This window comes from Pseudomonas sp. JR33AA, assembly GCF_021378985.1.
Classification (GTDB): Bacteria; Pseudomonadota; Gammaproteobacteria; order Pseudomonadales; family Pseudomonadaceae; genus Aquipseudomonas; species Aquipseudomonas alloputida.
In genome coordinates this window covers 273248-294391 of record NZ_JAJSAW010000001.1, presented here as the reverse complement: position 1 = coordinate 294391, position 21144 = coordinate 273248, and the positions used below count along the sequence as shown (strand labels likewise).

The following is a 21144-nucleotide window of genomic DNA, read 5'->3' as shown; positions in this document are numbered from 1 at the left end:
AACACCGTGGCGCCCCGCAGGCCACCACGGCGCTGTAACTCAACGCTCGTGAACGTAGGTGCCTGGGGAGGCTTCGCCGGCCGCGTAGGCACGGTTGCCCAGGCGGGTCGGTGCCTTTTTCAGCGCGCCGGCACGCTCGCCCAGCCAACTTTGCCAGTGCAGCCACCAGGAGTCTGCATGCTTGGTGGCGTTTTCCTGCCAGGCCACCGGGTCCCCTGGGCGGTCGGCACCGGTCATGAAGCGTGCCTTCGGGTTGCCCGGCGGGTTGAGGATGCTCTGGATATGCCCGCTGTTGGACAGTACGAATTCGATCTTGCCGCCGAACAGATGTGCCGAGCGGTAGCACGACTGCCATGGGGTGATATGGTCGTTGGTGCCGGCGAGGCTGTAGATGTCGCATTTGACCTGTTTCAGGTCGATCGCGGTGCCGCACACTTCCAGGGCTTCGGGGCGGGTCAGCGGGTTGGTCTTGAACATTTCGATCAGGTCGCCGTGGAAGGCGGCCGGCAGGCGCGTGGTGTCGTTGTTCCAGAACAGGATGTCGAACACCGGGGGCTCATTGCCGAGCAGGTAGTTGTTGACCCAGTAGTTCCAGATCAGGTCGTTGGGGCGCATCCAGGCGAACACCTTGGCCATTTCGCTGCCTTCCAGCACGCCCGCCTGATAAGAATGGCGCTTGGCGGCCTCCAGGGTCTGCTCGTCGACAAACAATGCAACCTGGTTGTCCAGGGTGGTGTCCAGCACGCTGACCAGCAGGGTCAGGGCGTTGACCTTGTTCTCGCCAATGGCGGCATAGTGGCCCACCAGAGCGGTACAGGTGATGCCGCCGGAGCAGGCGCCGAGCATGTTCAAGTCTTTGCTGCCGGTAATCGCCAACACCGCGTCGACTGCTTCTTTCAGCGCATCGATATAGGTGGACAGGCCCCACTCGCGCTGGGCCTTTGTCGGGTTGCGCCAACTGATGATGAAGGTCTGCTGCTGCGAGCGCAGGCAGAAGCGCGCCAGGCTCTTTTCCGGGCTGAGGTCGAACACGTAGAACTTGTTGATCTGCGGCGGCACCACCAGCAGCGGGCGGGCATGCACCTGCTCGGTGATGGGGCTGTACTGGATCAGTTCCAGCACATCGTTGCGGTACACCACCGCGCCTTCGCTGGTGCCCAGGTTCTTGCCCACTTCAAAGGCATCCATGTTCACCTGGCTGGGCATGCCACCGTTATTGACCATGTCCTTGGCCAAATTGGACAGGCCATCGAGCAGGCTCTTGCCGCCGGTTTCGAAGAAGCGTTTGACCGCAGCCGGGTTGGACAGGGTATTGGTCGGCGCCATGGCCTCGGTCATCAGGTTGATGACGAACTGGCCGCGGCTGATGTCATGGGGGGACAGGTCGCTGCTGCTGACCCAGTCCTGCAGCTCCTTGCGCCAGGCCAGGTAGGTTTGCAGGTAGCGGCGGTACAGCGGGTTGTGGCTCCAGGCCGGGTCATTGAAGCGACGGTCGTCGCTGTCCGGGGCCAGGCTGGATTTGCCCAGCAGCACGTTCTTCAGCTCCAGGCCAAAGTGGGCCATATGCTTGGCGCTGTGCAGCGGTTGGCGCACGGCCTGGCGCAGCACGGTGCGTGCCGAGCTCAACAGGTCCTTGCGGCGGATGCCGATGACCGGGTTCAGCCCCAGGGTGTTTTCCGAGGCCTGCCGCTGCAGCTCATCGTTGTTCTTGTTACTCATCTACGACGCTCCGTTGTCCTGAGACGAGTACCGGTTGCTGTGGTGGGTGCACAGCCCTGAGCCCGGTACTGCTACTCGGGTGACCAGTGATAAGGAACAGCGGTGCTGCGTGGGTTCTGACGACCTGCAAAGTAATGCAGGGAACTTGCCACACCCATTGGTTACCCGACTTTCGTGTAATGCGCAAGACAGCCCTTCACTGGGCTGTCTGCAAGTCATTCAAACAGATGAATTTAGAAAATGCGCTCTAAACCCCACAGGCCTTGCGCTAGAGCATGAGCTTGACCACAGATTCGGCCGGGTCGCGGGATTTGCCGGCCTTGTGCAACGCGTCGAGGTATTCCGCCCACAGTTGTTCCTGGCGCAGGCACAGTTGCTCAAGGTATTCCCAAGTGAACAAGCCGCTGTCATGGCCGTCGTCGAAGGTCAATTTCAGTGCATATTGGCCGGCAGGTTCCAGGCCACTGAGGCCGACGTTGATCTTGCCGAACTGCAGGATGGGGTTGCCGTGGCCCTGGACCTCGGCGGAGGGCGAGTGCACGCGCAGGAATTCAGCCGGCAGGTGGTAGACCTCGCCGGGTGCGTAGGTGAGGCTGAGGGTTTTGGAGGCTTTGTGCAGGTTGATGGCGGTGGGCAGGCGGGCCATGGGCAGAATCTCTCGGGAGCTGATGAAGCACAGCTTCCAGCTTATGGGGGAGGGATTCAAGGGCCCTTTCGCGGATAAACCCGCGCCTACACAGGCCACGACATACCGATGGTCCGTGTAGGGGCGGGCTTGCCCGCGAAACTGTCGAAACCGGCCTTACAGGATGTAACGCGACAGGTCTTCGTTCTGTGCCAGCTCACCCAGGTGGCTGTTCACATACGCCGCGTCGATCTGGATCGGCGCTTCGTCATGGGTGCTGGCCAGGTCGCCGGCACTGAACGACACCTCTTCGAGCAAGCGCTCGAGCAGGGTGTGCAGGCGGCGGGCACCGATGTTTTCGGTCTTCTCGTTGACCTGGTAGGCAATCTCGGCCAGGCGCTTGATGCCGTCGGCGAGGAATTCGATGTTCAGGCCTTCGGTCTTCAGCAATGCCTGGTACTGCTCGGTCAGCGACGCGTGCGGCTCCTGCAGGATACGCTCGAAGTCTTCCGGGGTCAGTGCTTTCAGCTCGACACGAATCGGCAGGCGGCCTTGCAGCTCGGGCACCAGATCGCTCGGCTTGCTCAGGTGGAAAGCACCCGAGGCGATGAACAGAATGTGGTCGGTCTTGACCATGCCCAGCTTGGTGTTGACGGTGCAGCCTTCGATCAGCGGCAGCAGGTCGCGCTGCACGCCTTCACGGGACACGTCGGCGCCACCAACGTTGCCACGCTTGGCAACCTTGTCGATTTCGTCGATGAACACGATACCGTGCTGTTCGACCGCTTCCAGGGCCTTGGCCTTGAGTTCTTCCTCGTTGACCAGGCGGCTCGCTTCTTCATCGCGAACCATCTTCAGCGCTTCTTTCACCTTCAGCTTGCGTGCCTTGCGTTTGCCCTTGCCCATGTTGGCAAACAGGCTCTGCAGCTGGTTGGTCATTTCTTCCATGCCGGGCGGCGCAGCAATTTCCACACCTACGGCATCGGCCACTTCAATCTCGATTTCCTTGTCGTCCAGCTGGCCTTCGCGCAGGCGCTTGCGGAACAGCTGGCGGGTGTTGGAGTCGGTGCTGGTCTGTGCGGCTTCTTCGCTGAAGCTGGTGACGCGTGCCTGGGGCAGCAGGGCGTCGAGGATGCGGTCTTCGGCGGCGTCTTCGGCGCGGTGGCGCACGCGGATGATTTCTTGCTCGCGCAGCATCTTCAGCGCGGCATCGGCCAGGTCACGGATGATCGACTCGACGTCGCGGCCCACGTAGCCCACTTCGGTGAACTTGGTGGCTTCGACCTTGAGGAACGGCGCGTTGGCCAGTTTGGCCAGCCGGCGGGCGATTTCGGTCTTGCCGACACCGGTAGGGCCGATCATCAGGATGTTCTTAGGGGTTACTTCGGCGCGTAGCTCGGCTGGGAGCTGCATGCGCCGCCAGCGATTGCGCAGGGCAATGGCCACGGCGCGCTTGGCGTCGTCCTGGCCGATGATGTGGCGGTTGAGCTCGTGGACAATCTCGCGGGGGGTCATGGACATGATCAATAGGGTCCTTGGGCAGGTGAGTCAGCGTGGAAAAGTCCCGCTCGCAGCGGGACGCCAGAACAGCTGAATCAGTCGGCCAGGTCCTGCTCCTCGATGGTCAGGTTGTGGTTGGTGAACACGCAGATGTCGCCGGCGATGTTCAGGGCGGTCTCGGCGATTTCGCGGGCAGAGAGGTCGGTCTTGTTCAACAGGGCACGGGCTGCGGCCTGGGCATAGGCGCCGCCGGAACCCATGGCGATCAGGCCGTCTTCGGGTTCGACCACGTCACCGTTGCCGGTGATGATCAGGGATGCATCCTTGTTGGCTACGGCCAGCATGGCTTCCAGGCGGCTCAGGGAACGGTCGGTACGCCATTCCTTGGCCAGCTCGACGGCGGCGCGTACCAGGTGACCCTGGTGTTTTTCCAGCTGGCCTTCAAAGCGCTCAAACAAGGTGAAGGCGTCGGCAGTGGCGCCGGCGAAGCCCGCGATGACCTGGCCGTGGTACAGGCGGCGCACCTTTTTGGCGTTGCCTTTCATCACGGTGTTGCCAAGGGATACCTGGCCGTCGCCGCCCATGACGACTTTGCCGTTACGGCGGACAGAAACGATTGTGGTCAAGGGGAGAGTCTCCACGCAGCGGGGCGAAAGTGCCTGATGCAGACTCATATGGGGGTGGGGGGAAGGATTTCAACCGGGGGGGATGAATGGTAGGTGCAGGCTCAAGGTTGTAGGCGGTCAATGTAGGAGCGGCCTTGCGTCGCGAAAGGGCCGCGCAGCGGCCCCAGGATCTCGGCATCATGCATAGATTGCTGGGGCCGCTTTGCGGCCCTGTCGCGACACAAGGCCGCTCCCACAGGGGGGGCTCAGGCCTCGTGGCAGACGTGGCCATCGACCAAGGTATAACGCACCGCACCCGGCAGGCAGTGGCCGATGAACGGGCAGTTCTCGCCACGGGAGAACCATTGTTCGCCAGCAATGGTGGACGCTTGCGGGTCGAAGAGCACCAGGTCGGCCGCGCCGCCCACTTTCAGCTCCCCAGCCGGCAGGCGCAGGGCGGCAGCCGGGCCGCTGCTCAGGCGGGCAAGCAAGGTCGGCAGGTCGAGCAGGCCGTCCTGGACCAGGGTCATGGCCAGTGGCAGCAGCAACTCGACGCTGCTGATGCCCGGCTCGGTGGCGCCGAACGGGGCCAGTTTGGCGTCACGCTCGTGCGGCTGGTGGTGGCTGGAGATGGCCTGGATCACACCCGATTTGACGGCGGCGCGTAGGCCATCGCGGTCCTTGGCAGTGCGCAGCGGAGGCTGCACATGGTACAGGCTGGAAAACTCGCGCAGCGACTCATCGGTGAGGATCAGCTGGTATAGCGCCACATCGGCGGTTACCGGCAGGCCGAGTTCCTGGGCCTGGGCAATCAACTGCGCGCCACGGGCGCTGGTGATCTGGCTGAAGTGCGCCCGCACGCCGCTCTGTTCCACCAACAGCAGGTTGCGCGCCAGGGCCACGGTTTCGGCGCTTTCCGGGATGCCCGGCAGGCCGAGGAAGCTGGCCATGGCACCTTCGTGGGCCAGGCCGCCTTGGGCCAGATCACGGTCCTGGGAGTGGAACACCACCGTCAGATCGAAGGTGGCGGCATACTCCAGGGCACGGGCCAGGGTACGGTTGTTGGGGATTTCCTTCAGGCCGTTGCCAAACGCTACGCAACCGGTGTCACGCAGGGCTACCAGCTCGGCCAGTTGCTCGCCCTCCAGGCCCTTGGTCAGGGCGCCGACTGGGTACACCTTGCTGTTGGCGGCTTCGCGGGCGCGGTCAAGGATAAGTTCGGCTACTGCCGAGGTGTCCAGCACCGGCTTGGTCTGCGGCGGGCAGCACAGGCTGGTGACACCGCCGGCAACGGCAGCGCGGGTTTCACTGGCGATGTTGCCTTTGCGGCTGTAACCCGGCTCGCGCAGGGACACGCCCAGGTCGACCAGGCCGGGCGCAGCGACCAGGCCATCAGCCTGAATTGTTCGGCTGGCGCTGAAACCGGCCGGGGCAGCGCCGATGGCGGCAATACGGCCGCCGTCCAGGTGCAGGTCGGTGACCTGGTCCAGGCCGCTGTTGGGGTCGATGACCCGGGCGCCGAGAATACTGATGGTCACTGCGCGTTCTCCTGGTCCAATTGACGTTGCGCGTTCTGCCCGCTCATGGCCATGGACAGCACGGCCATGCGTACGGCGATACCGTAGGTGACCTGGTTGAGGATCACCGAGTGCTTGCCATCGGCAACCGCCGACTCGATTTCCACGCCACGGTTGATCGGGCCCGGGTGCATGACGATGGCGTCGGGCTTGGCCCCGGCCAGGCGCGCGGTCGTCAGGCCGAACAGGCGGTAGAACTCGCCTTCGCTGGGCAGCAGGCCACCGGCCATGCGCTCACGCTGCAGGCGTAGCATGATCACCACGTCGACGTCTTTCAGGCCTTCGGCGAGGTCGGTGTAGACCTTTACGCCGTACTGCTCGATACCGATCGGAATCAGGGTTTTCGGCCCGATCACGCGGATGTCCGGGCAACCCAGCGCTTTGAGCGCGAGCATGTCGGAGCGGGCTACACGCGAGTGCAGGATGTCGCCGACGATGGCCACGGAGAGGTTTTCGAAGCTGCCTTTGTGACGGCGGATGGTGAGCATGTCGAGCATGCCTTGGGTCGGGTGCGCGTGGCGGCCGTCACCGCCGTTGATCACGGCCACTTCCGGGCACACGTGCTCGGCGATGAAGTGCGCGGCACCGGAGTCGGAGTGGCGTACGACGAACATGTCGGCGGCCATGGCTTCGAGGTTGCGCAGGGTGTCGAACAGGGTTTCGCCCTTGCTGGTCGAGGAGGTCGACACGTTCAGGCTGATCACGTCGGCCGACAGGCGCTGGGCTGCCAGTTCGAAGGTGGTCCGTGTACGGGTCGAGTTCTCGAAGAACACGTTGCACACAGTCTTGCCCCGCAGCAACGGGACTTTTTTCACAGCCCGGGCACCGACTTCCAGGAAGGAGTCGGCGGTGTCGAGGATCTCGGTGAGCAGTTCGCGGGGCAAACCGTCAAGCGAGAGGAAGTGGCGCAGCTGGCCCTGATCATTGAGCTGCAGCGGGCGCTTGGCGTCGATTGGCGTCATCGCGGGGGACTCTTAAAGGGCGGAAGCGGAGGCGAGGTCCTGGCGCTCGAGGGCGAGCGGTGCGGGTCCGGTCAATTTTACCCGTTCATGGGTGGCCAGCGACAGGGTGGCGCCGAGCACGTTCGGGCGAATCGGCAGTTCGCCGGCGTCCAGGTCAAGCAGGCAGACCAGGGTGACGCTGGCCGGGCGGCCATAATCGAACAGTTCGTTGAGCGCCGCGCGGATGGTGCGACCGCTCATCAGCACGTCATCCACCAGCACCAGGTGCTGGCCTTCGACTTCGAACGGCAACTCGGACGGGCGCACTTGTGGGTGCAGGCCGTTCTGGCTGAAGTCGTCGCGGTAGAACGACACGTCCAGGGTGCCCATTGGGCTGGTGTCGCCCATGGCCTCCTGCAAGGCCTGGGCAACCCAGACGCCGCCGGTACGGATACCGATGTAACGGGGCTCGGTGATTGCCCGGCGCGCCAGGTGGGCGCGAAGGTCGACAGCCATCTGCCGGATCAGCTCGGCGGGATTGGGTAGGCTCATTGCGGGCTCCTCGGAAGGGGGCGCCGGGAGGGCCCGGCGGCAAAGATGATCAGGTATTGGCCTCCAGCCAGCCTTGCAGCAACAAGGCAGCGGCAATGGCATCGACCGGGTTGTCGCGGTAGCTGCCACGCTGGCCGCCACGGGCCATGCGCTCGCCTTTGGCCTCGAAGGTGGTCAGGCGCTCGTCGTGCGTGTGCACGGGCAGGTTGAAGCGGCCGTTCAGGCGGCGGGCGAACTTTTCGGCGCGGGCGCTCATTTCGCTGGGCGTGCCGTCCATGTTCAGCGGCAGGCCGACGACAATGGCATCTGGCTTCCATTCGGCAATCAGCTTTTCCACCTGGGCCCAGTCCGGTACGCCGTTCTGCGCCTTCAGGGTGCACAGTTCGCGGGCCTGGCCGGTAATCACCTGGCCGACGGCCACGCCGATCTGTTTGCTGCCATAGTCGAAGCCCAGCAGCAGGCGTAGCTCAGCCATCAGGCGTGGCCCGCCTGGCTGGTCAGCAGGTGCAGGTTGATCCCCAGGCTGGCGGCTGCAGCCTCCAGGCGCAGGTCGCTGGCCATGCCGAAGACGATTTCCGGGTCGAACGGGCAGTTCAGCCAGGCGTTGTCGGCCAGTTCCGCCTCCAGTTGGCCCGCTTCCCAGCCGGCATAGCCCAAGGTGATCAGGCTCTGTTTCGGGCCCACGCCGGCGGCGATAGCCAGCAATATGTCCTGTGACGTGGTCAGCGACAGCCCTTCCAGCGCCACGCTGGCCTGGAAATTGCATTCGCTGCTGTGCAGCACGAAGCCGCGGTCGGTTTGTACCGGGCCACCCTGGTAGATCGGCACCTGCAAGGTGCTGGCCGGTGGCGTTTCGTCCGGGCGCAGCTGCTCGAGGATGTCGGCCAGGCTCAGTTCCTGTGGTCGGTTGACCACCAGGCCCATGGCGCCATGCTCATTGTGCTCGACGATATACGTGAGGGTCTGGGCGAAGTTCGGATCGGCCATGTGCGGCATGGCGATCAGGAACTGGTGCTTGAGGTAACTGGGTGCGAGGGTTTTCATGGGGGATAGTGTGGCGCCAGGTGGCGAGACTGACAAGGTGCGGATTTGTGTCGTCTGGTTGGCGCTTGTCGTGAGGTTTTTGGCGCCTTTTAAATCGAGCGCCGCCCGCGCGGCGCTCGATATCCGCGCCAGCACACCCCGAAAGCCCTACACCAAGGCTAAACTCAATTACTGGACAAACGGTCCCCACGGGCAAAGCGCCAGGTGCGGATGATCTCCAGCCGGTCGAACTCGGCCAGGTCTCCGGTAAACGGTGCAAACGGCGCGGCAAGCCGCACGATGCGCTGCGCCGCCTGGTCCAGAACGGGCTGCCCGGACGATTCCAGCACCAGCACCTCGTACAGCGAACCATCGCGGTTGATCGACACCATCATGCGCAAGTTGCCGTAGATCTGCTGTCGGCGTGCTTCGTCGGGGTAGTTCAGGTTACCCACGCGCTCGACCTTCTTGCGCCACTCTTCCTTGTACCAGGCGCCCTTGTCGCGCATGGTCGACGCGGCGTTCAGGCGATGGATGCGCGGGCGCTTGGCGTACATCTGCTGCTCGTTGGACAGCTCCGCCTCCAGGCTGGCGATCTGGCTGGACAACTGCGAGCTGTCGAAGTCCGGCGCCGGTGCGGCTGGCTTGGGCTGTGCTTTGCTTTCCTTGGGTTTGGGTTCGACCTTGTGCGGCTTGGGCGCAGTCGTCACCACCGCCGACTTTTTCGGGGTAGGGGGTGGGACCACCTCGGGCCTGGCCGCGGGCGGTGGTGTGATCCTGTTGATCTTGCTGTCCTGAAACGGCGCAAGCTCGGTGGTCTTGGGCACCGCCTTCTTGTCCAGGGTGCCGCTGCCTTGCTGGTTGTCCTGGGCCTGGAAGTCAGCCTTCTCGGGCGGTTTCTCGCTCTTGAAGGTGGCCAGGGTGATGTCCATGGTGTGGCGGATTTCGGCAGGCTTGACCACGGTGAAGCCGACGCCAAGAAGCAGCGCCAGGTGCACCAGCGCAGCCAGGAACAGGGTGAAGCCAAGCCGGTCCGCAGGGCGAACACGGGGAGGCAGCAGGTCGGGAGGGACGTCAGCGGGCAGCGTCATCAGGTATCCAGCAACCGCAGGGCGGGGCAGCAGCTCAGTCGAATAGGACCGGCATCATACCCCACTCTACGGCTTTACTTCGCGTTGGCTGTCAGCGTGCCTTGAGCTTGCGATCAATGGCATCCATCAGTTTGCCACCGATATCGGTGTTGTAGGCGGCATCGATTTCGCGGATACAGGTAGGGCTGGTGACGTTGATTTCGGTGAGGTAGTCGCCGATCACGTCCAGGCCAACGAACAGCAGCCCCTTCTCGCGCAGTGTCGGGCCGACCTGGGCGGCGATCCAGCGGTCGCGCTCGGTCAGTGGGCGGGCTTCGCCACGTCCGCCCGCGGCTAGGTTGCCACGGGTTTCGCCGCTGGCCGGAATGCGTGCCAGGCAATAGTCCACCGGCTCGCCATCGATCATCAGGATGCGCTTGTCGCCGTCCTTGATTGCCGGCAGGTAGGCCTGGGCCATGATCTGCTGGCTGCCCAGTGCGGTCAGGGTTTCCAGGATCACCGACAGGTTGGGGTCGCCCGCCCGGTGACGGAAGATCGACGTACCGCCCATGCCATCCAGTGGTTTGAGGATCACGTCGGCATGCTTGGCGGCGAATTCGCGAATGATGTCCGGGCGGCGGCTGACCAGGGTGGGGGTGGTGCACTGCGGGAACAAGGTGGCGAACATTTTCTCGTTGCAGTCGCGCAGGCTTTGCGGGCGGTTTACCACCAGTACGCCGTCATTCTCGGCTTGTTCCAGCAGGTAGGTGCTGTAGACGAACTCCATGTCGAAGGGCGGGTCCTTGCGCATCAGGATCACGTCCAGCTCGGCCAGCGAGCTGTCCTGCTCCTCGCCCAGTTCGAACCAGCGTACAGGGTCGGCGAACACCTTCAGCGAGCGCATGCGGGCGCGGGCCTTGCCTTCGCCCTGGTACAGGTCCTGCTGTTCCATGTAGAACAGGCTCCAGCCGCGAGCCTGGGCGGCCAGCAGCATGGCCAGCGAACTGTCCTTCTTGTAGGAGATGGACGCGATGGGGTCCATGACAATGCCGAGGCGAACGCTCATGGGGTGGTTCCTCTTGGCGGCAGGTGGCCGCAGTGGATCGAAAGAAAAGTGGCTCAGGGTGGCGCCGCGAACGCTGCCGGTCAAGGGGCGGCGCAGATGGAATGGCCACCCGGAGTATGCTAAAAATGCAGCTAATTTCCATTGGTAGGCGTCTATGGAACAACCCCTGAAGGTGATGGTGATCGACGATTCGCGCACGATCCGCCGCACCGCACAGATGTTGCTCGGTGAAGCGGGCTGCGAGGTGATCACCGCCAGTGATGGCTTCGATGCCCTGGCCAAGATCGTCGACCACCAGCCCAGCATCATCTTTGTCGATGTGCTGATGCCGCGCCTGGACGGCTACCAGACCTGCGCCGTGATCAAGCACAACAGTGCTTTCAAGGACACCCCGGTCATCCTGCTGTCGTCGCGCGACGGGCTGTTCGACAAGGCCCGGGGGCGGGTGGTGGGCTCTGATCAGTTCCTCACCAAACCGTTCAGCAAAGAAGAGCTGCTCGACGCGATCCGTGCCCACGTGCCCGGGTTTTCCGCGACTCAACAACACGCACCCTGACCGCGCCCCGCCATGGCACGGCTTTACTTTCCTGATGGGGAAACAGCATGGCCCGAGTTCTGATTGTCGACGACTCGCCGACAGAGATGTACAAATTGGCCGGATGGCTTGAAAAGCACGGTCATGAGGTGCTCAAAGCCAGCAACGGTGCCGATGGCGTGGCGCTGGCGCGCCAGGCAAAGCCCGATGCCGTGTTGATGGATATCGTCATGCCTGTTCTCAACGGGTTCCAGGCGACCCGGCAATTGAGCAAGGACCCCGAGACCAGCGCCATTCCGGTATTGGTCGTTACCACCAAGGACCAGGAAACCGATCGCATCTGGGCAAAGCGCCAAGGCGCGAGAGGGTTCGTGACCAAGCCTGTGGAAGAAGACGACCTGATCGCCAAGCTCAAAGAAGTGCTGGGGGCTTGACCACCCGTCCGCAAGGCGCGTCGCTGACCGCCTTTGAGTTGTTGCTGGACATCGACCGGCGCTGTCGCCTGCTGGTCGCCGACCAGCCGCCGCAGGACAACCGCGTGCAGCAGTGGAGCGGCATTGGTTTTCGCATTGCCGGGCAGTGGTTCGTCGCGCCCATGGGCGAAGTGGCCGAGGTGCTGCGCGAACCGCGCAGTAGCCGCGTCCCCGGCGTGCAGCCGTGGGTATGCGGCGTGGCCAACCTGCGTGGCCGGCTGTTGCCGGTGATGGACCTGAGCTGCTTCTTCGGCCTTGGCCACGCCGCACCGGGCAAGCAGCGGCGAGTGCTGGTGCTGGATCACGACGACCTGTTTGTCGGCTTGCTGGTCGACGAGGTGCTGGGCCTTCAGCACTTTGCCCTCGACAGCCTGCAGCTGTCGCCGCCGCAGCCTTTGATCCATGCCGCTGCGCGCTTTGTGCAGGGGTATTTTCCGCGTGAACGTAACTGGGCGATCTTCAGCCCATTTGCCTTGGCCCAGGCGCCGGGCTTTCTCGATGTGGCGTTATAGGACCTGCGAACGTGAACAAGCCTGCCACCCCCGTCACTGCCACTACCGTGAGCCCACGTACCCGCAGCATCGCGCAGATCACCGTGCTGTTCCTGATCCTGATCCTTTCGATCATCCTGCTGTTCGCCAACTTTGCTTACCTCAATACCCAATCCAACTACGACAAGCAGTACATCGGCCATGCCGGCGAGCTGCGCGTGCTGTCGCAGCGTATCGCCAAGAACGCCACCGAGGCGGCCACCGGCAAGGCCCTGGCTTTCAAGCTGCTGTCGGATGCACGCAATGATTTCGAACGGCGCTGGGGCTACCTGCGCCAGGGTGACAAGTCCACTGGGCTGCCGCCTGCGCCACCTTCGGTGCGTGACGAGATGGAATCGGTACGCCGCGACTGGGAAAACCTGCGCAAGAACACCGACATCATCCTGGCCAGCGAGCAGACCGTGCTGTCGCTGCACCAGGTGGCAGCGACCCTGGCCGAGACTGTGCCGCAGCTGCAGGTGGAATACGAAAAGGTGGTCGAGATCCTGCTGCAGAGCGGTGCCCCGGCCAATCAGGTTGCGGTGGCCCAGCGCCAGCTGTTGCTGGCCGAACGTATCCTTGGCTCGGTCAACACCGTGCTGGCCGGTGACGACAGCGCCGCCCAGGCGGCCGATGCCTTCGGCCGTGACGCCGGGCGTTTTGGCCAGGTGCTGGAGGGCATGCTCAATGGCAATGCGACAATCCAGGTAACCCGTGTCGAGGACGCCGACGCGCGTGCGCGGCTGGCCGAAATTGCCGAGTTGTTCCAGTTCGTTGCCGGTTCGGTGGATGAAATCCTCGAAACCTCGCCCGAACTGTTCCGTGTGCGGGAGGCCGCGGGCAACATCTTCAGCCTGTCGCAAACCCTGCTCGACGAGGCCTCGCACCTGGCAAACGGTTTCGAGAACCTGGCCGGCGGGCGCACCCTCGACACCGTTGGCGGCTATGCCCTGGGGCTCCTGGCGCTGGCCTCGATCATCCTCATCGGCCTGGTCATGGTGCGCACCACCAACCGCCAACTGCGCGAGACCGCAGAAAAGAACGAACGCAACCAGCAGGCCATCATGCGCCTGCTCGACGAAATCGAAGAGCTGGCAGATGGCGACCTGACGGTGACCGTATCGGTGACTGAAGACTTTACCGGCGCCATTGCCGACTCGATCAACTATTCCGTGGACCAGTTGCGCGACCTGGTCGCCACCATCAACCACAGTGCAGTGCAGGTCGCTGCCGCCGTGCAGGACACGCAGAACACTGCGCGGCAACTGGCCAAGGCCTCCGAGCACCAGGCTGCACAGATCAGCGAGGCGTCCGAGGCGGTGGGTGACATGGTCGAGTCGATCGATCGGGTTTCGGCGCATGCTTACGAATCGGCCAAGGTGGCCGAGCGTTCGGTGGCCATTGCCAACAAGGGTAACGAGGTGGTGCACAACACCATCAACGGCATGGACAACATTCGCGAGCAGATCCAGGACACCGCCAAGCGGATCAAGCGTCTGGGCGAGTCCTCCCAGGAAATCGGCGACATCGTCAGCCTGATCGACGACATTGCCGACCAGACCAACATTCTTGCCCTGAACGCCGCCATCCAGGCCTCGCTGGCCGGTGAGGCGGGCCGCGGGTTTGCCGTGGTTGCCGACGAGGTGCAGCGCCTGGCGGAGCGCTCATCGTCTGCCACCCGCCAGATCGAGGCGCTGGTGCGTACCATCCAGGCCGATACCAACGAAGCGGTGATCTCCATGGAGCAGACCACCGCCGAAGTGGTGCGTGGCGCACGCCTGGCCCAGGATGCCGGGGTGGCGCTGGCCGAGATCGAAGGGGTATCGCAGAACCTCGCCGACCTTATCCACAGCATCTCCGACGCCGCCCAGTTGCAGACCTCGTCGGCTGGGCAGATCTCGCACACCATGGCGGTGATCCAGCAGATTACTGCGCAAACCTCCGCCGGCTCCGGTGCCACCGCCGACAGCATCCGCCACTTGGCCCGCATGGCCAGCGAGATGCGCCGTTCGGTGTCCGGTTTCACCCTGCCACCCCCTACCGAGCCGCGTTGAGGAATAGTGACCATGGCTTCTGCAGTAAGCCCCGAGCGTCACGAAACAGTGGCGCTGGCCTGGACCAAGGCCGCCATCCTCGATTGCCTGGGCCAGGCGCGGCAGGCGCTGGAGCGCTTTGCCGGCGAGACGGGCGACCTGTCGATGATGGCTTTCGTTGTCGACAACCTGCACCAGGTGCATGGCTGCCTGCGTATGCTCGAACTGCGCGGCGCCACGCGCCTGGCCGAGGAGCTGGAGCTGTTCGCCAGGGCGTTGGCCGAAGGCCAGGTCAGCCCCCGGGGTGATTGCCTGGGCGCACTGTTCCGCGGCCTGGAGCAGTTGCCCTCGTACCTGGAGCGGTTGCGCGGTGCCCGCCACGACCTGCCGCTGGTCATGCTGCCGTTGCTCAACCAGCTGCGTGCCTGCCGTGGGGAGGAGCCGCTGGCCCAGGCCAGCCTGATGACCGGTGCCGCCCAACGCTTTGCGGGTGACGATGACCTTGCCAACCTCGACCTGTCGCTGGGCAACTGGCGTGACCAGCTGCAGGCTGGGTCGGGGCGCGATGCGCTGCGTTCGGTGGTGACTGCACTGTGCGACGACTTGATGCGCATCAAGGAGCGCCTGGACCAGTACGGCCGCGGCGACCGTCAGCACCGCGAGCAGCTCGATGCGCTACTGGCGCCGTTGCGCCACGTGGCTGACACCCTGGCGGTACTGGGCTTTCAGCAGCCGCGGCGGGTGATCATCGACCAGGTGCTGGCGTTGCAGGCATTGGCTCAGGGCGAGCGGGCGGTGGACGACGCGGTGTTGATGGATGTGGCGGGGGCCCTGCTGTACGTGGAGGCCTCCCTGAACGGCATGGTCGGCCCTTTGGAGGAAAACGGCCAGGGCAGCCTGCCGGGCTCGGACCTGGCCGAGATACGCCAGCTGGTACTGAATGAAGCGCTGAACGTGTTGCAGCAGGCCAAGGATCTGATCGGCGATTACCTGGAGTCCGACTGGCCGCGGCAACGCCTGCAACCCTTGCCAGGGCTGTTGCAGCAGATCCGCGGGGCACTGGCCATGTTGATGCTGCCCGCCGTGGCCGAGCTGTTTGTCGGCTGCGCAAGCTATGTGCAGCGTTGGTTGCAGCAACTGGAGGAAGAGCCGCCGATTGATGAGCTGACGCACTTGGCCGAAGCACTGAGCGCCGCCGAATGCTACCTGCAATGGCGAGCGGCAGACCCGCTGGCCGATGGCCAACCCTTTATCGAGATGGCACGGGCCAGCCTGGCGGCGCTGGGTGTGCAGTGCGCGGTGGTCGGGGCCAGCCCAGATCAGGACGGCAATGGCGATGGCATCGATGACGAGCTTCGCCAAGTGTTCCTTGATGAAGCCGGCGAGCTGCTGCCGGAAATCGAGCGCCACTGGCTGCGCTGGCGTGCCGACAACCAGCAGCGCGATGCACTGGGCGAAGTGCGTCGCGCGTTGCATACACTCAAAGGCAGCGGCCGCATGGTGCATGCCGAGGCGGTGGCTGAACTGGCCTGGGGCGCCGAGCACCTGCTGAACCGGGTGCTCGAGGGCCGCAGCGTGCTCACCCCGGAGGGGGTCGTAGCGCTGCAGCAGGTGTTCGTTCACCTGCCTGACTTGCTGGCCGACTTTGCCGCCGGCCAGTTGCCGCAACTGACTGAAATCGAGCAATTGGCCGGGCACCTGCACAGCCTGGCTGAAAACGATGCCCCGGCGGCTGGCGGTGTCGATGGCCTCGACCCGCAGTTGCTGGGCATTTTTCGTACCGAGGCGCAGGGCCATCTGGCCAGCCTTGAGGTTTATCTGCAAAGCGCCGGCGACCACGACACGCCGGTCAGTGATGACTTGCAGCGTGCCTTGCACACGCTCAAAGGCAGTGCCGCCATGGCCGGGGTGATGCCGGTCGCCGAACTGGCCACCGCCTTCGACCGCCTGGCCCGTGAATACAAGGGCCACCAACTGCCACTGCGTATGGCCGAGATGGAGTGGCTGGAAGCTGCGCGGTCGTTGTTCCATCTGGGCTTGGCGCAACTCGATAGCACACCGCTGGCCGCCATTCCCGGCGCCGCGGTACTGATCGAGCAAGTGGGCCAGGCCGTGGACGGCCGCCTGGCGAGTCTGCATGCAGACTCGCACCCTGCCGGGCGAAGCAAGCGTGACCCGCAGTTGGTCGCCAGCTTCCTGGCGCAGGCCATGGACATTCTGCTCGATGCAGAGACGTTGTTGTCGCGCTGGCAGCAACAGCCCGGCCAACGTGACGCACTGGACAACCTGCTCGACCAGATGACCACCCTGGGGCACGCCGCGCACCTGGCCGACCTGTGGCAGATGGATGAGGTGTGCGAGGCGTTGCTGGACCTGTATGGCGCTGTGGAGGAGGGCAGCCTGCCTGCCGATTCCCGCTTCTTCAGCCAGGCGCAGCAGGCCCATGAAGCCTTGCTGGACATGCTGGACGAAGTGGCGGCCGGGCAGGATATTCCACCGCGCCCGGAGCTGGTCGGCAGCCTGCGTAACCTGCTGGACCAGGCCCTGGCGCCGGATGCCACCGGCCTGGTGGGCATCGATACGGTCACACCGCTGCACCCGGACATGGACCTGGCCGATACCTTGGGGTTGCCACACCCGCCGGTGCAGCCGCAGGTGGCAGAACCGTTTGCCGGGAAGCCGGAAAGCCCCGGCGAAGAGCTGCTGGAAGTGTTCCTGGAAGAAAGCTCGGACATCGTCGAGAGCGCCGCGGCGGCTCTGGCGCGCTGGCAGGCCGACCCGCGCAGCAGCGTCGAGGTGGACAACCTGATGCGCGACCTGCACACCCTCAAGGGCGTGGCGCGCATGGTCGAAATCACCCCGATCGGCGACCTGGCTCACGAACTGGAGTTCCTCTACGAGCTGTTGGCTGCGGGTAGATTGCCGCCAAGCGCGCCCCTGTTCGCCCTGCTGCAGAACTGCCACGATCGGCTGGCGCATATGCTTGACGCTGTGCGCCTGGGGCAGCCGCTGCATGCCGCGACGGCGCTGATCGACTACATTCGCAACTTCAGCAGCGCGGCGCTGACAGACAGTGCCGCGGGCCAGGGGGTGCCAGAAGCTGCAACCGCCGAAGTGCCGGCAGCAGCACCAGAGCGGGCGCCCGGTGACATGGTCAAGGTCGACGCCGAGTTGCTCGACGACCTGGGTAACCTGGCCGGCGAACACTCGATCATCCGTGGGCGCATCGAGCAGCAGGTCAACGACGCGCAGTTTGCCCTCAACGAGATGGAAACCACACTCGAGCGCATGCGTGATCAGTTGCTGCGTCTGGATGTCGAGACCCAGGGCCGAATCTCCAGCCGGCAGCAGTTCGAAGGCGATGCCTATGACGACTTCGACCCTCTGGAAATGGACCGCCACTCCCAGTTGCAGCAGCTGTCACGGGCTCTCTTCGAGTCTGCCTCGGACCTGCTCGACCTGAAGGAAACCCTGGCTCAGCGCGCTCAGGAGGCCTACAGCCTGCTGCAACAGCAGGCACGGGTGAACAGCCAGTTGCAGGAGGGCCTTACTGCCACCCTGATGGTGCCGTTCGAACGCCTGGTGCCGCGCTTGCAGCGCGTGGTGCGGCAGGTGGCCAGCGAGCTGGGCAAGCAGGTGGAATTGGTGGTTGGCAATGCCGAGGGCGAACTGGACCGCAGCGTGCTGGAACGTATGGTGGCACCGCTGGAGCATATGCTGCGCAACGCCGTTGACCACGGCCTGGAAAGCCGCGCAATGCGCCTGGCCGCCGGCAAGCCGGAGCAGGGCACCATTCACCTGAATTTGCTGCATGAGGGCGCCGATATCGTCATCGAAATGACGGATGATGGTGCGGGTGTGCCACTGGAAGCGGTGCGGCGCAAGGCTATCAAGCGCGGCCTGCTGGACCCGCAGGCGCAGTTGAGTGACCACGAGATCCTGCAATTCATCCTGCGGCCAGGCTTTTCCACCGCCGAAAAGATTACCCAGATTTCCGGGCGCGGGCTGGGCATGGATGTGGTGCACGAGGAGGTCAAGCAGCTGGGTGGCTCAATGAGTATCGAGTCGGAACAGGGCAAGGGGGCGCGTTTCCTGATCCGCCTGCCGTTCACCGTGTCGATCAACCGTGCACTGATGGTGCACCTGGGTGAAGAGCAATACGCCATTCCGCTCAATACCATCGAGGGCATCGTCCGCGTGCCACCCGCCGAGCTTGCGGCGTGCTACCAGCTGGACTCGCCCCGTTATGTCTATGCCGGCCACGAATACGAGCTGCGCTACCTGGGCGAGTTGCTGCAAGGCCTGCCGCGTCCGACGCTGCTGGGGCAGAGCGTGCCGTTGCCGGTGCTGCTGGTGCATTCCAAGGAGCAGTCGTTCGCCATCCAGGCCGACAGCCTGTCGCCCAGCCGTGAGATCGTGGTGAAAAGCCTGGGGCCGCAGTTTGCCGCAGTTGCCGGGTTGTCGGGGGCGACACTGCTAGGCGATGGCCGGGTGGTACTGATTCTTGACCTGCTGGGCCAGCTGCGCGGCCAGCAGAGACGGCTAGCCCGGCTGCCCGGAGGCGGTAGCCAACGCCAGTTGCTTGGCCCGGCACCGCGCCGTGCCTTGCTGGTGATGGTGGTGGACGATTCGGTAACCGTACGCAAGGTGACCAGCCGCCTGCTGGAGCGCCACGGCATGAGCGTGCTCACGGCCAAGGACGGCGTCGATGCCATGGCCCTGCTGGAAGAGCACCGGCCCGACGTGTTGTTGCTGGACATCGAAATGCCGCGCATGGACGGCTTCGAGGTGGCCACACGCGTGCGCCGTGACGCGCGGCTGAAAGACTTGCCGATCATCATGATCACCTCGCGCACGGGGCAGAAGCACCGGGACCGCGCCATGGCCATCGGCGTTAACGAATACCTGGGCAAGCCGTATCAGGAATCGCTGCTGTTGCAGAGCATCGCCCATTGGAGCCAGGCCCATGCTTGAACTGATTTCCGGCCAGCGCAGCAGCCTGACCGGGCTGTTGCTACCGTTGGGGGACCGCACGCTGGTGTTGCCCAACGTGGCGGTGGCCGAGTTGAGCGGGCAGCGTAACCTGGTGTGCCAGCACGGCGACCCCGCCTGGCACCTGGGGTGGATCGACTGGCGTCAGCAACGCCTGCCGTTGATCGGTTTCGAGGCTGCGTGCGGTGGTGAGACGCCGTGTGGTGAGCGGGCTCGGGTGGTGGTGCTCAATGCTTTGGGCGATACCGGTTTGCGGTACCTGGCGCTGTTGCTGCAGGACATTCCGCGCTCGTGCAAGCTCGACAGTCAGCTGAACTACGTGGATGTGGCGCTGGGCCGGTTGGAGCTGGCGGCGGTGCAGGTGGGTGAGCAGGTGGCGCGGGTGCCGGACCTGGTCGCATTGGAACGGCTGGTGCGTGACGCGGATCTGCAACCTGATCTTGGGTAGGATGTTAAGGCACAGGGCCTGGCCGCTCCCACAAAGAGCGAGGCCATCAGCATCTCATCAGGAACCCAGCCCATCTCAGGAGGTCTGTGTTTGCATGTATTACGGTGAACGCTTCAACGCCTGGACCCACCTGGTCGGTGCCGTCCTCGCTGCTATTGGTGCCATCTGGCTGATCGTGGTCGCGGGCCTGCAAGGGGACCCGTGGAAGATCGTCAGCTTTTCCATCTACGGCGGCACGCTGCTGTTGCTGTACAGCATCTCCACCCTGTACCACAGCACCCGTGGGCGGGCGAAAGTGATCATGCGCAAGCTCGACCACTTGTCGATCTATCTACTGATTGCCGGCAGCTACACGCCGTTTTGCCTGGTCAGCCTGCGCGGCCCTTGGGGATGGAGCCTGTTCGGCGTGGTCTGGGGGCTGGCGATCATCGGCATGTTGCAAGAGATCAAGCCGCGCTCCGAGGCGCGGATCCTGTCGATCATCATCTATGCGGTGATGGGCTGGATCGTGCTGGTGGCAGTCAAGCCATTGCTGAACTCGCTGGGCACTGCCGGCTTCGCCTGGCTGGCTGCCGGCGGTATGTTCTACACCGTCGGCATCATCTTTTTCGCCTTCGACAGCCGTTTCCGCCACTGGCATGGCATCTGGCACCTGTTCGTGATCGCTGGCAGCCTGATGCACTTTGTGGCGGTGTCGTTCTACGTGCGCTAGTTAAAAATCGCCCCACAACTGCTGTGCCACCGACAGCGCCACCACCGGCGCGGTCTCGGTGCGCAGCACGCGCGGACCAAGGCGAGCTGCTTGGAAGCCGGCGGCTTTGGCCTGCTCGACTTCGGCTTCGCTCAGGCCGCCTTCGGGGCCGATCACGAAGGCCAGGGTTGCGGGCCTTTCATGGCGGGTGAGCGGTTCGGCCACCGGGTGCAGGACCAGCTTCAGGTCAGCCTTGGTGCTGCTCAACCATTCAGCCAGGGTCACGGGTGGGTGGATGACTGGCAAGGTAGAACGCCCGCATTGTTCACAGGCGCTGATCGCCACTTGGCGCCAGTGGGCCAGGCGCTTGTCGGCGCGTTCGTCTTTCAGGCGCACTTCGCAGCGTTCACTGACGATCGGGGTGATTTCGTTGGCACCAAGCTCGGTGGCCTTCTGGATCGCCCAGTCCATGCGCTCGCCACGCGAGAGGCCCTGGCCCAGGTGCACATGCAGCGGTGAATCGGCCTGGCCGATAAAGGCCTGGTCAAGGCTGACGCGGACAGTTTTCTTGCCCACCTCAAGCAACTGACCACGGTATTCCTGGCCGCTGCCATCGAACAGCTGCACGGCGTCGCCGGGGGCCATGCGTAGCACGCGGCCAATGTAATGGGCCTGGGCCTCGGGCAGGTCGTGCTCGCCAAGGCTCAAGGGGGCGTCGATGAAGAAGCGGGACAGTCTCATGGTTCAGCTCGGACGGAAAGGGA

19 protein-coding genes are annotated in these 21144 nt (G+C 64.2%); 7 read left to right on the top strand and 12 right to left on the bottom strand.

Annotation, left to right across the window (positions count from 1 at the left end; genetic code table 11):
- Nucleotides 1–39: 39 nt before the first annotated feature.
- From phaC to gshB, 11 genes are all read right to left on the bottom strand, one after another.
- Complete coding sequence (gene phaC, locus LVS58_RS01320; RefSeq protein WP_233689580.1) at nt 40–1719, bottom strand: class II poly(R)-hydroxyalkanoic acid synthase; 1680 nt, start codon at nt 1717–1719, stop codon at nt 40–42.
- Between the two features lie 268 nt (nt 1720–1987).
- Nucleotides 1988–2365 (bottom strand): gamma-butyrobetaine hydroxylase-like domain-containing protein, encoded by a 378-nt coding sequence (locus tag LVS58_RS01315; protein WP_233689579.1) that lies wholly within the window; start codon nt 2363–2365, stop codon nt 1988–1990.
- A 156-nt stretch (nt 2366–2521) separates the two neighbouring features.
- Nucleotides 2522–3865 (bottom strand): ATP-dependent protease ATPase subunit HslU, encoded by a 1344-nt coding sequence (gene hslU / locus LVS58_RS01310; protein ID WP_051099912.1) that lies wholly within the window; start codon nt 3863–3865, stop codon nt 2522–2524.
- A 74-nt stretch (nt 3866–3939) separates the two neighbouring features.
- The gene (gene hslV / locus LVS58_RS01305) at nt 3940–4470 is read right to left on the bottom strand and encodes an ATP-dependent protease subunit HslV (protein WP_003249309.1); all 531 of its coding nucleotides are present in this window, start codon (nt 4468–4470) and stop codon (nt 3940–3942) included.
- Nucleotides 4471–4715: 245 nt separating this feature from the next.
- A complete protein-coding gene (locus LVS58_RS01300; RefSeq protein WP_233689578.1) occupies nt 4716–5987 on the bottom strand; it encodes a dihydroorotase in 1272 nt (423 codons plus the stop codon).
- Nucleotides 5984–6988, bottom strand: a complete 1005-nt coding sequence (locus LVS58_RS01295) for an aspartate carbamoyltransferase catalytic subunit (protein WP_003249311.1) — start codon at nt 6986–6988, stop codon at nt 5984–5986. The genes LVS58_RS01300 and LVS58_RS01295 overlap by 4 nt, the downstream gene beginning before the upstream one ends.
- A gap of 12 nt (nt 6989–7000) precedes the next feature.
- A complete protein-coding gene (gene pyrR, locus LVS58_RS01290; protein WP_233689577.1) occupies nt 7001–7519 on the bottom strand; it encodes a bifunctional pyr operon transcriptional regulator/uracil phosphoribosyltransferase PyrR in 519 nt (172 codons plus the stop codon).
- 49 nt (nt 7520–7568) lie between these two features.
- Entirely contained in the window at nt 7569–7994 is a 426-nt protein-coding gene (gene ruvX, locus LVS58_RS01285) for a Holliday junction resolvase RuvX (protein ID WP_003249316.1), read from the bottom strand.
- Nucleotides 7994–8563 carry a YqgE/AlgH family protein gene (locus LVS58_RS01280; RefSeq protein WP_233689576.1) on the bottom strand — a complete coding sequence of 190 codons (570 nt, stop codon included), beginning with the start codon at nt 8561–8563 and terminating at the stop codon, nt 7994–7996. Before LVS58_RS01280 ends, ruvX begins: the two co-directional genes overlap by 1 nt.
- Before the next feature lie 164 nt (nt 8564–8727).
- Nucleotides 8728–9633, bottom strand: a complete 906-nt coding sequence (locus LVS58_RS01275; protein WP_233689575.1) for an energy transducer TonB — start codon at nt 9631–9633, stop codon at nt 8728–8730.
- 91 nt (nt 9634–9724) lie between these two features.
- The gene (gene gshB / locus LVS58_RS01270; protein ID WP_233689574.1) at nt 9725–10678 is read right to left on the bottom strand and encodes a glutathione synthase; all 954 of its coding nucleotides are present in this window, start codon (nt 10676–10678) and stop codon (nt 9725–9727) included.
- A gap of 154 nt (nt 10679–10832) precedes the next feature.
- Between gshB and LVS58_RS01265 the strand changes: the two genes are divergently transcribed.
- From LVS58_RS01265 to trhA, 7 genes are all read left to right on the top strand, one after another.
- Entirely contained in the window at nt 10833–11234 is a 402-nt protein-coding gene (locus tag LVS58_RS01265) for a response regulator (RefSeq protein ID WP_233689573.1), read from the top strand.
- Nucleotides 11235–11281: 47 nt separating this feature from the next.
- Nucleotides 11282–11647, top strand: a complete 366-nt coding sequence (pilH, locus tag LVS58_RS01260) for a twitching motility response regulator PilH (protein WP_016489541.1) — start codon at nt 11282–11284, stop codon at nt 11645–11647.
- Nucleotides 11644–12198 carry a chemotaxis protein CheW gene (locus LVS58_RS01255; protein WP_233689572.1) on the top strand — a complete coding sequence of 185 codons (555 nt, stop codon included), beginning with the start codon at nt 11644–11646 and terminating at the stop codon, nt 12196–12198. The genes pilH and LVS58_RS01255 overlap by 4 nt, the downstream gene beginning before the upstream one ends.
- A gap of 47 nt (nt 12199–12245) precedes the next feature.
- On the top strand, nt 12246–14270 hold the full coding sequence (locus LVS58_RS01250) for a methyl-accepting chemotaxis protein (RefSeq protein ID WP_233689857.1): 2025 nt from the start codon (nt 12246–12248) through the stop codon (nt 14268–14270).
- A 12-nt stretch (nt 14271–14282) separates the two neighbouring features.
- Nucleotides 14283–19223, top strand: coding sequence for a hybrid sensor histidine kinase/response regulator (locus LVS58_RS01245; protein ID WP_233689571.1), 4941 nt, complete (start codon nt 14283–14285; stop codon nt 19221–19223).
- Nucleotides 19216–19689, top strand: a complete 474-nt coding sequence (locus tag LVS58_RS01240) for a chemotaxis protein CheW (RefSeq protein ID WP_003249336.1) — start codon at nt 19216–19218, stop codon at nt 19687–19689. Before LVS58_RS01245 ends, LVS58_RS01240 begins: the two co-directional genes overlap by 8 nt.
- Nucleotides 19690–19783: 94 nt before the next feature.
- Entirely contained in the window at nt 19784–20401 is a 618-nt protein-coding gene (trhA, locus tag LVS58_RS01235; protein WP_233689570.1) for a PAQR family membrane homeostasis protein TrhA, read from the top strand.
- Here the strand turns inward: trhA and LVS58_RS01230 are convergent, their stop codons facing one another.
- Entirely contained in the window at nt 20402–21121 is a 720-nt protein-coding gene (locus LVS58_RS01230; RefSeq protein ID WP_233689569.1) for a 16S rRNA (uracil(1498)-N(3))-methyltransferase, read from the bottom strand. It abuts the gene before it with no gap.
- Nucleotides 21122–21144 lie beyond the last annotated feature (23 nt).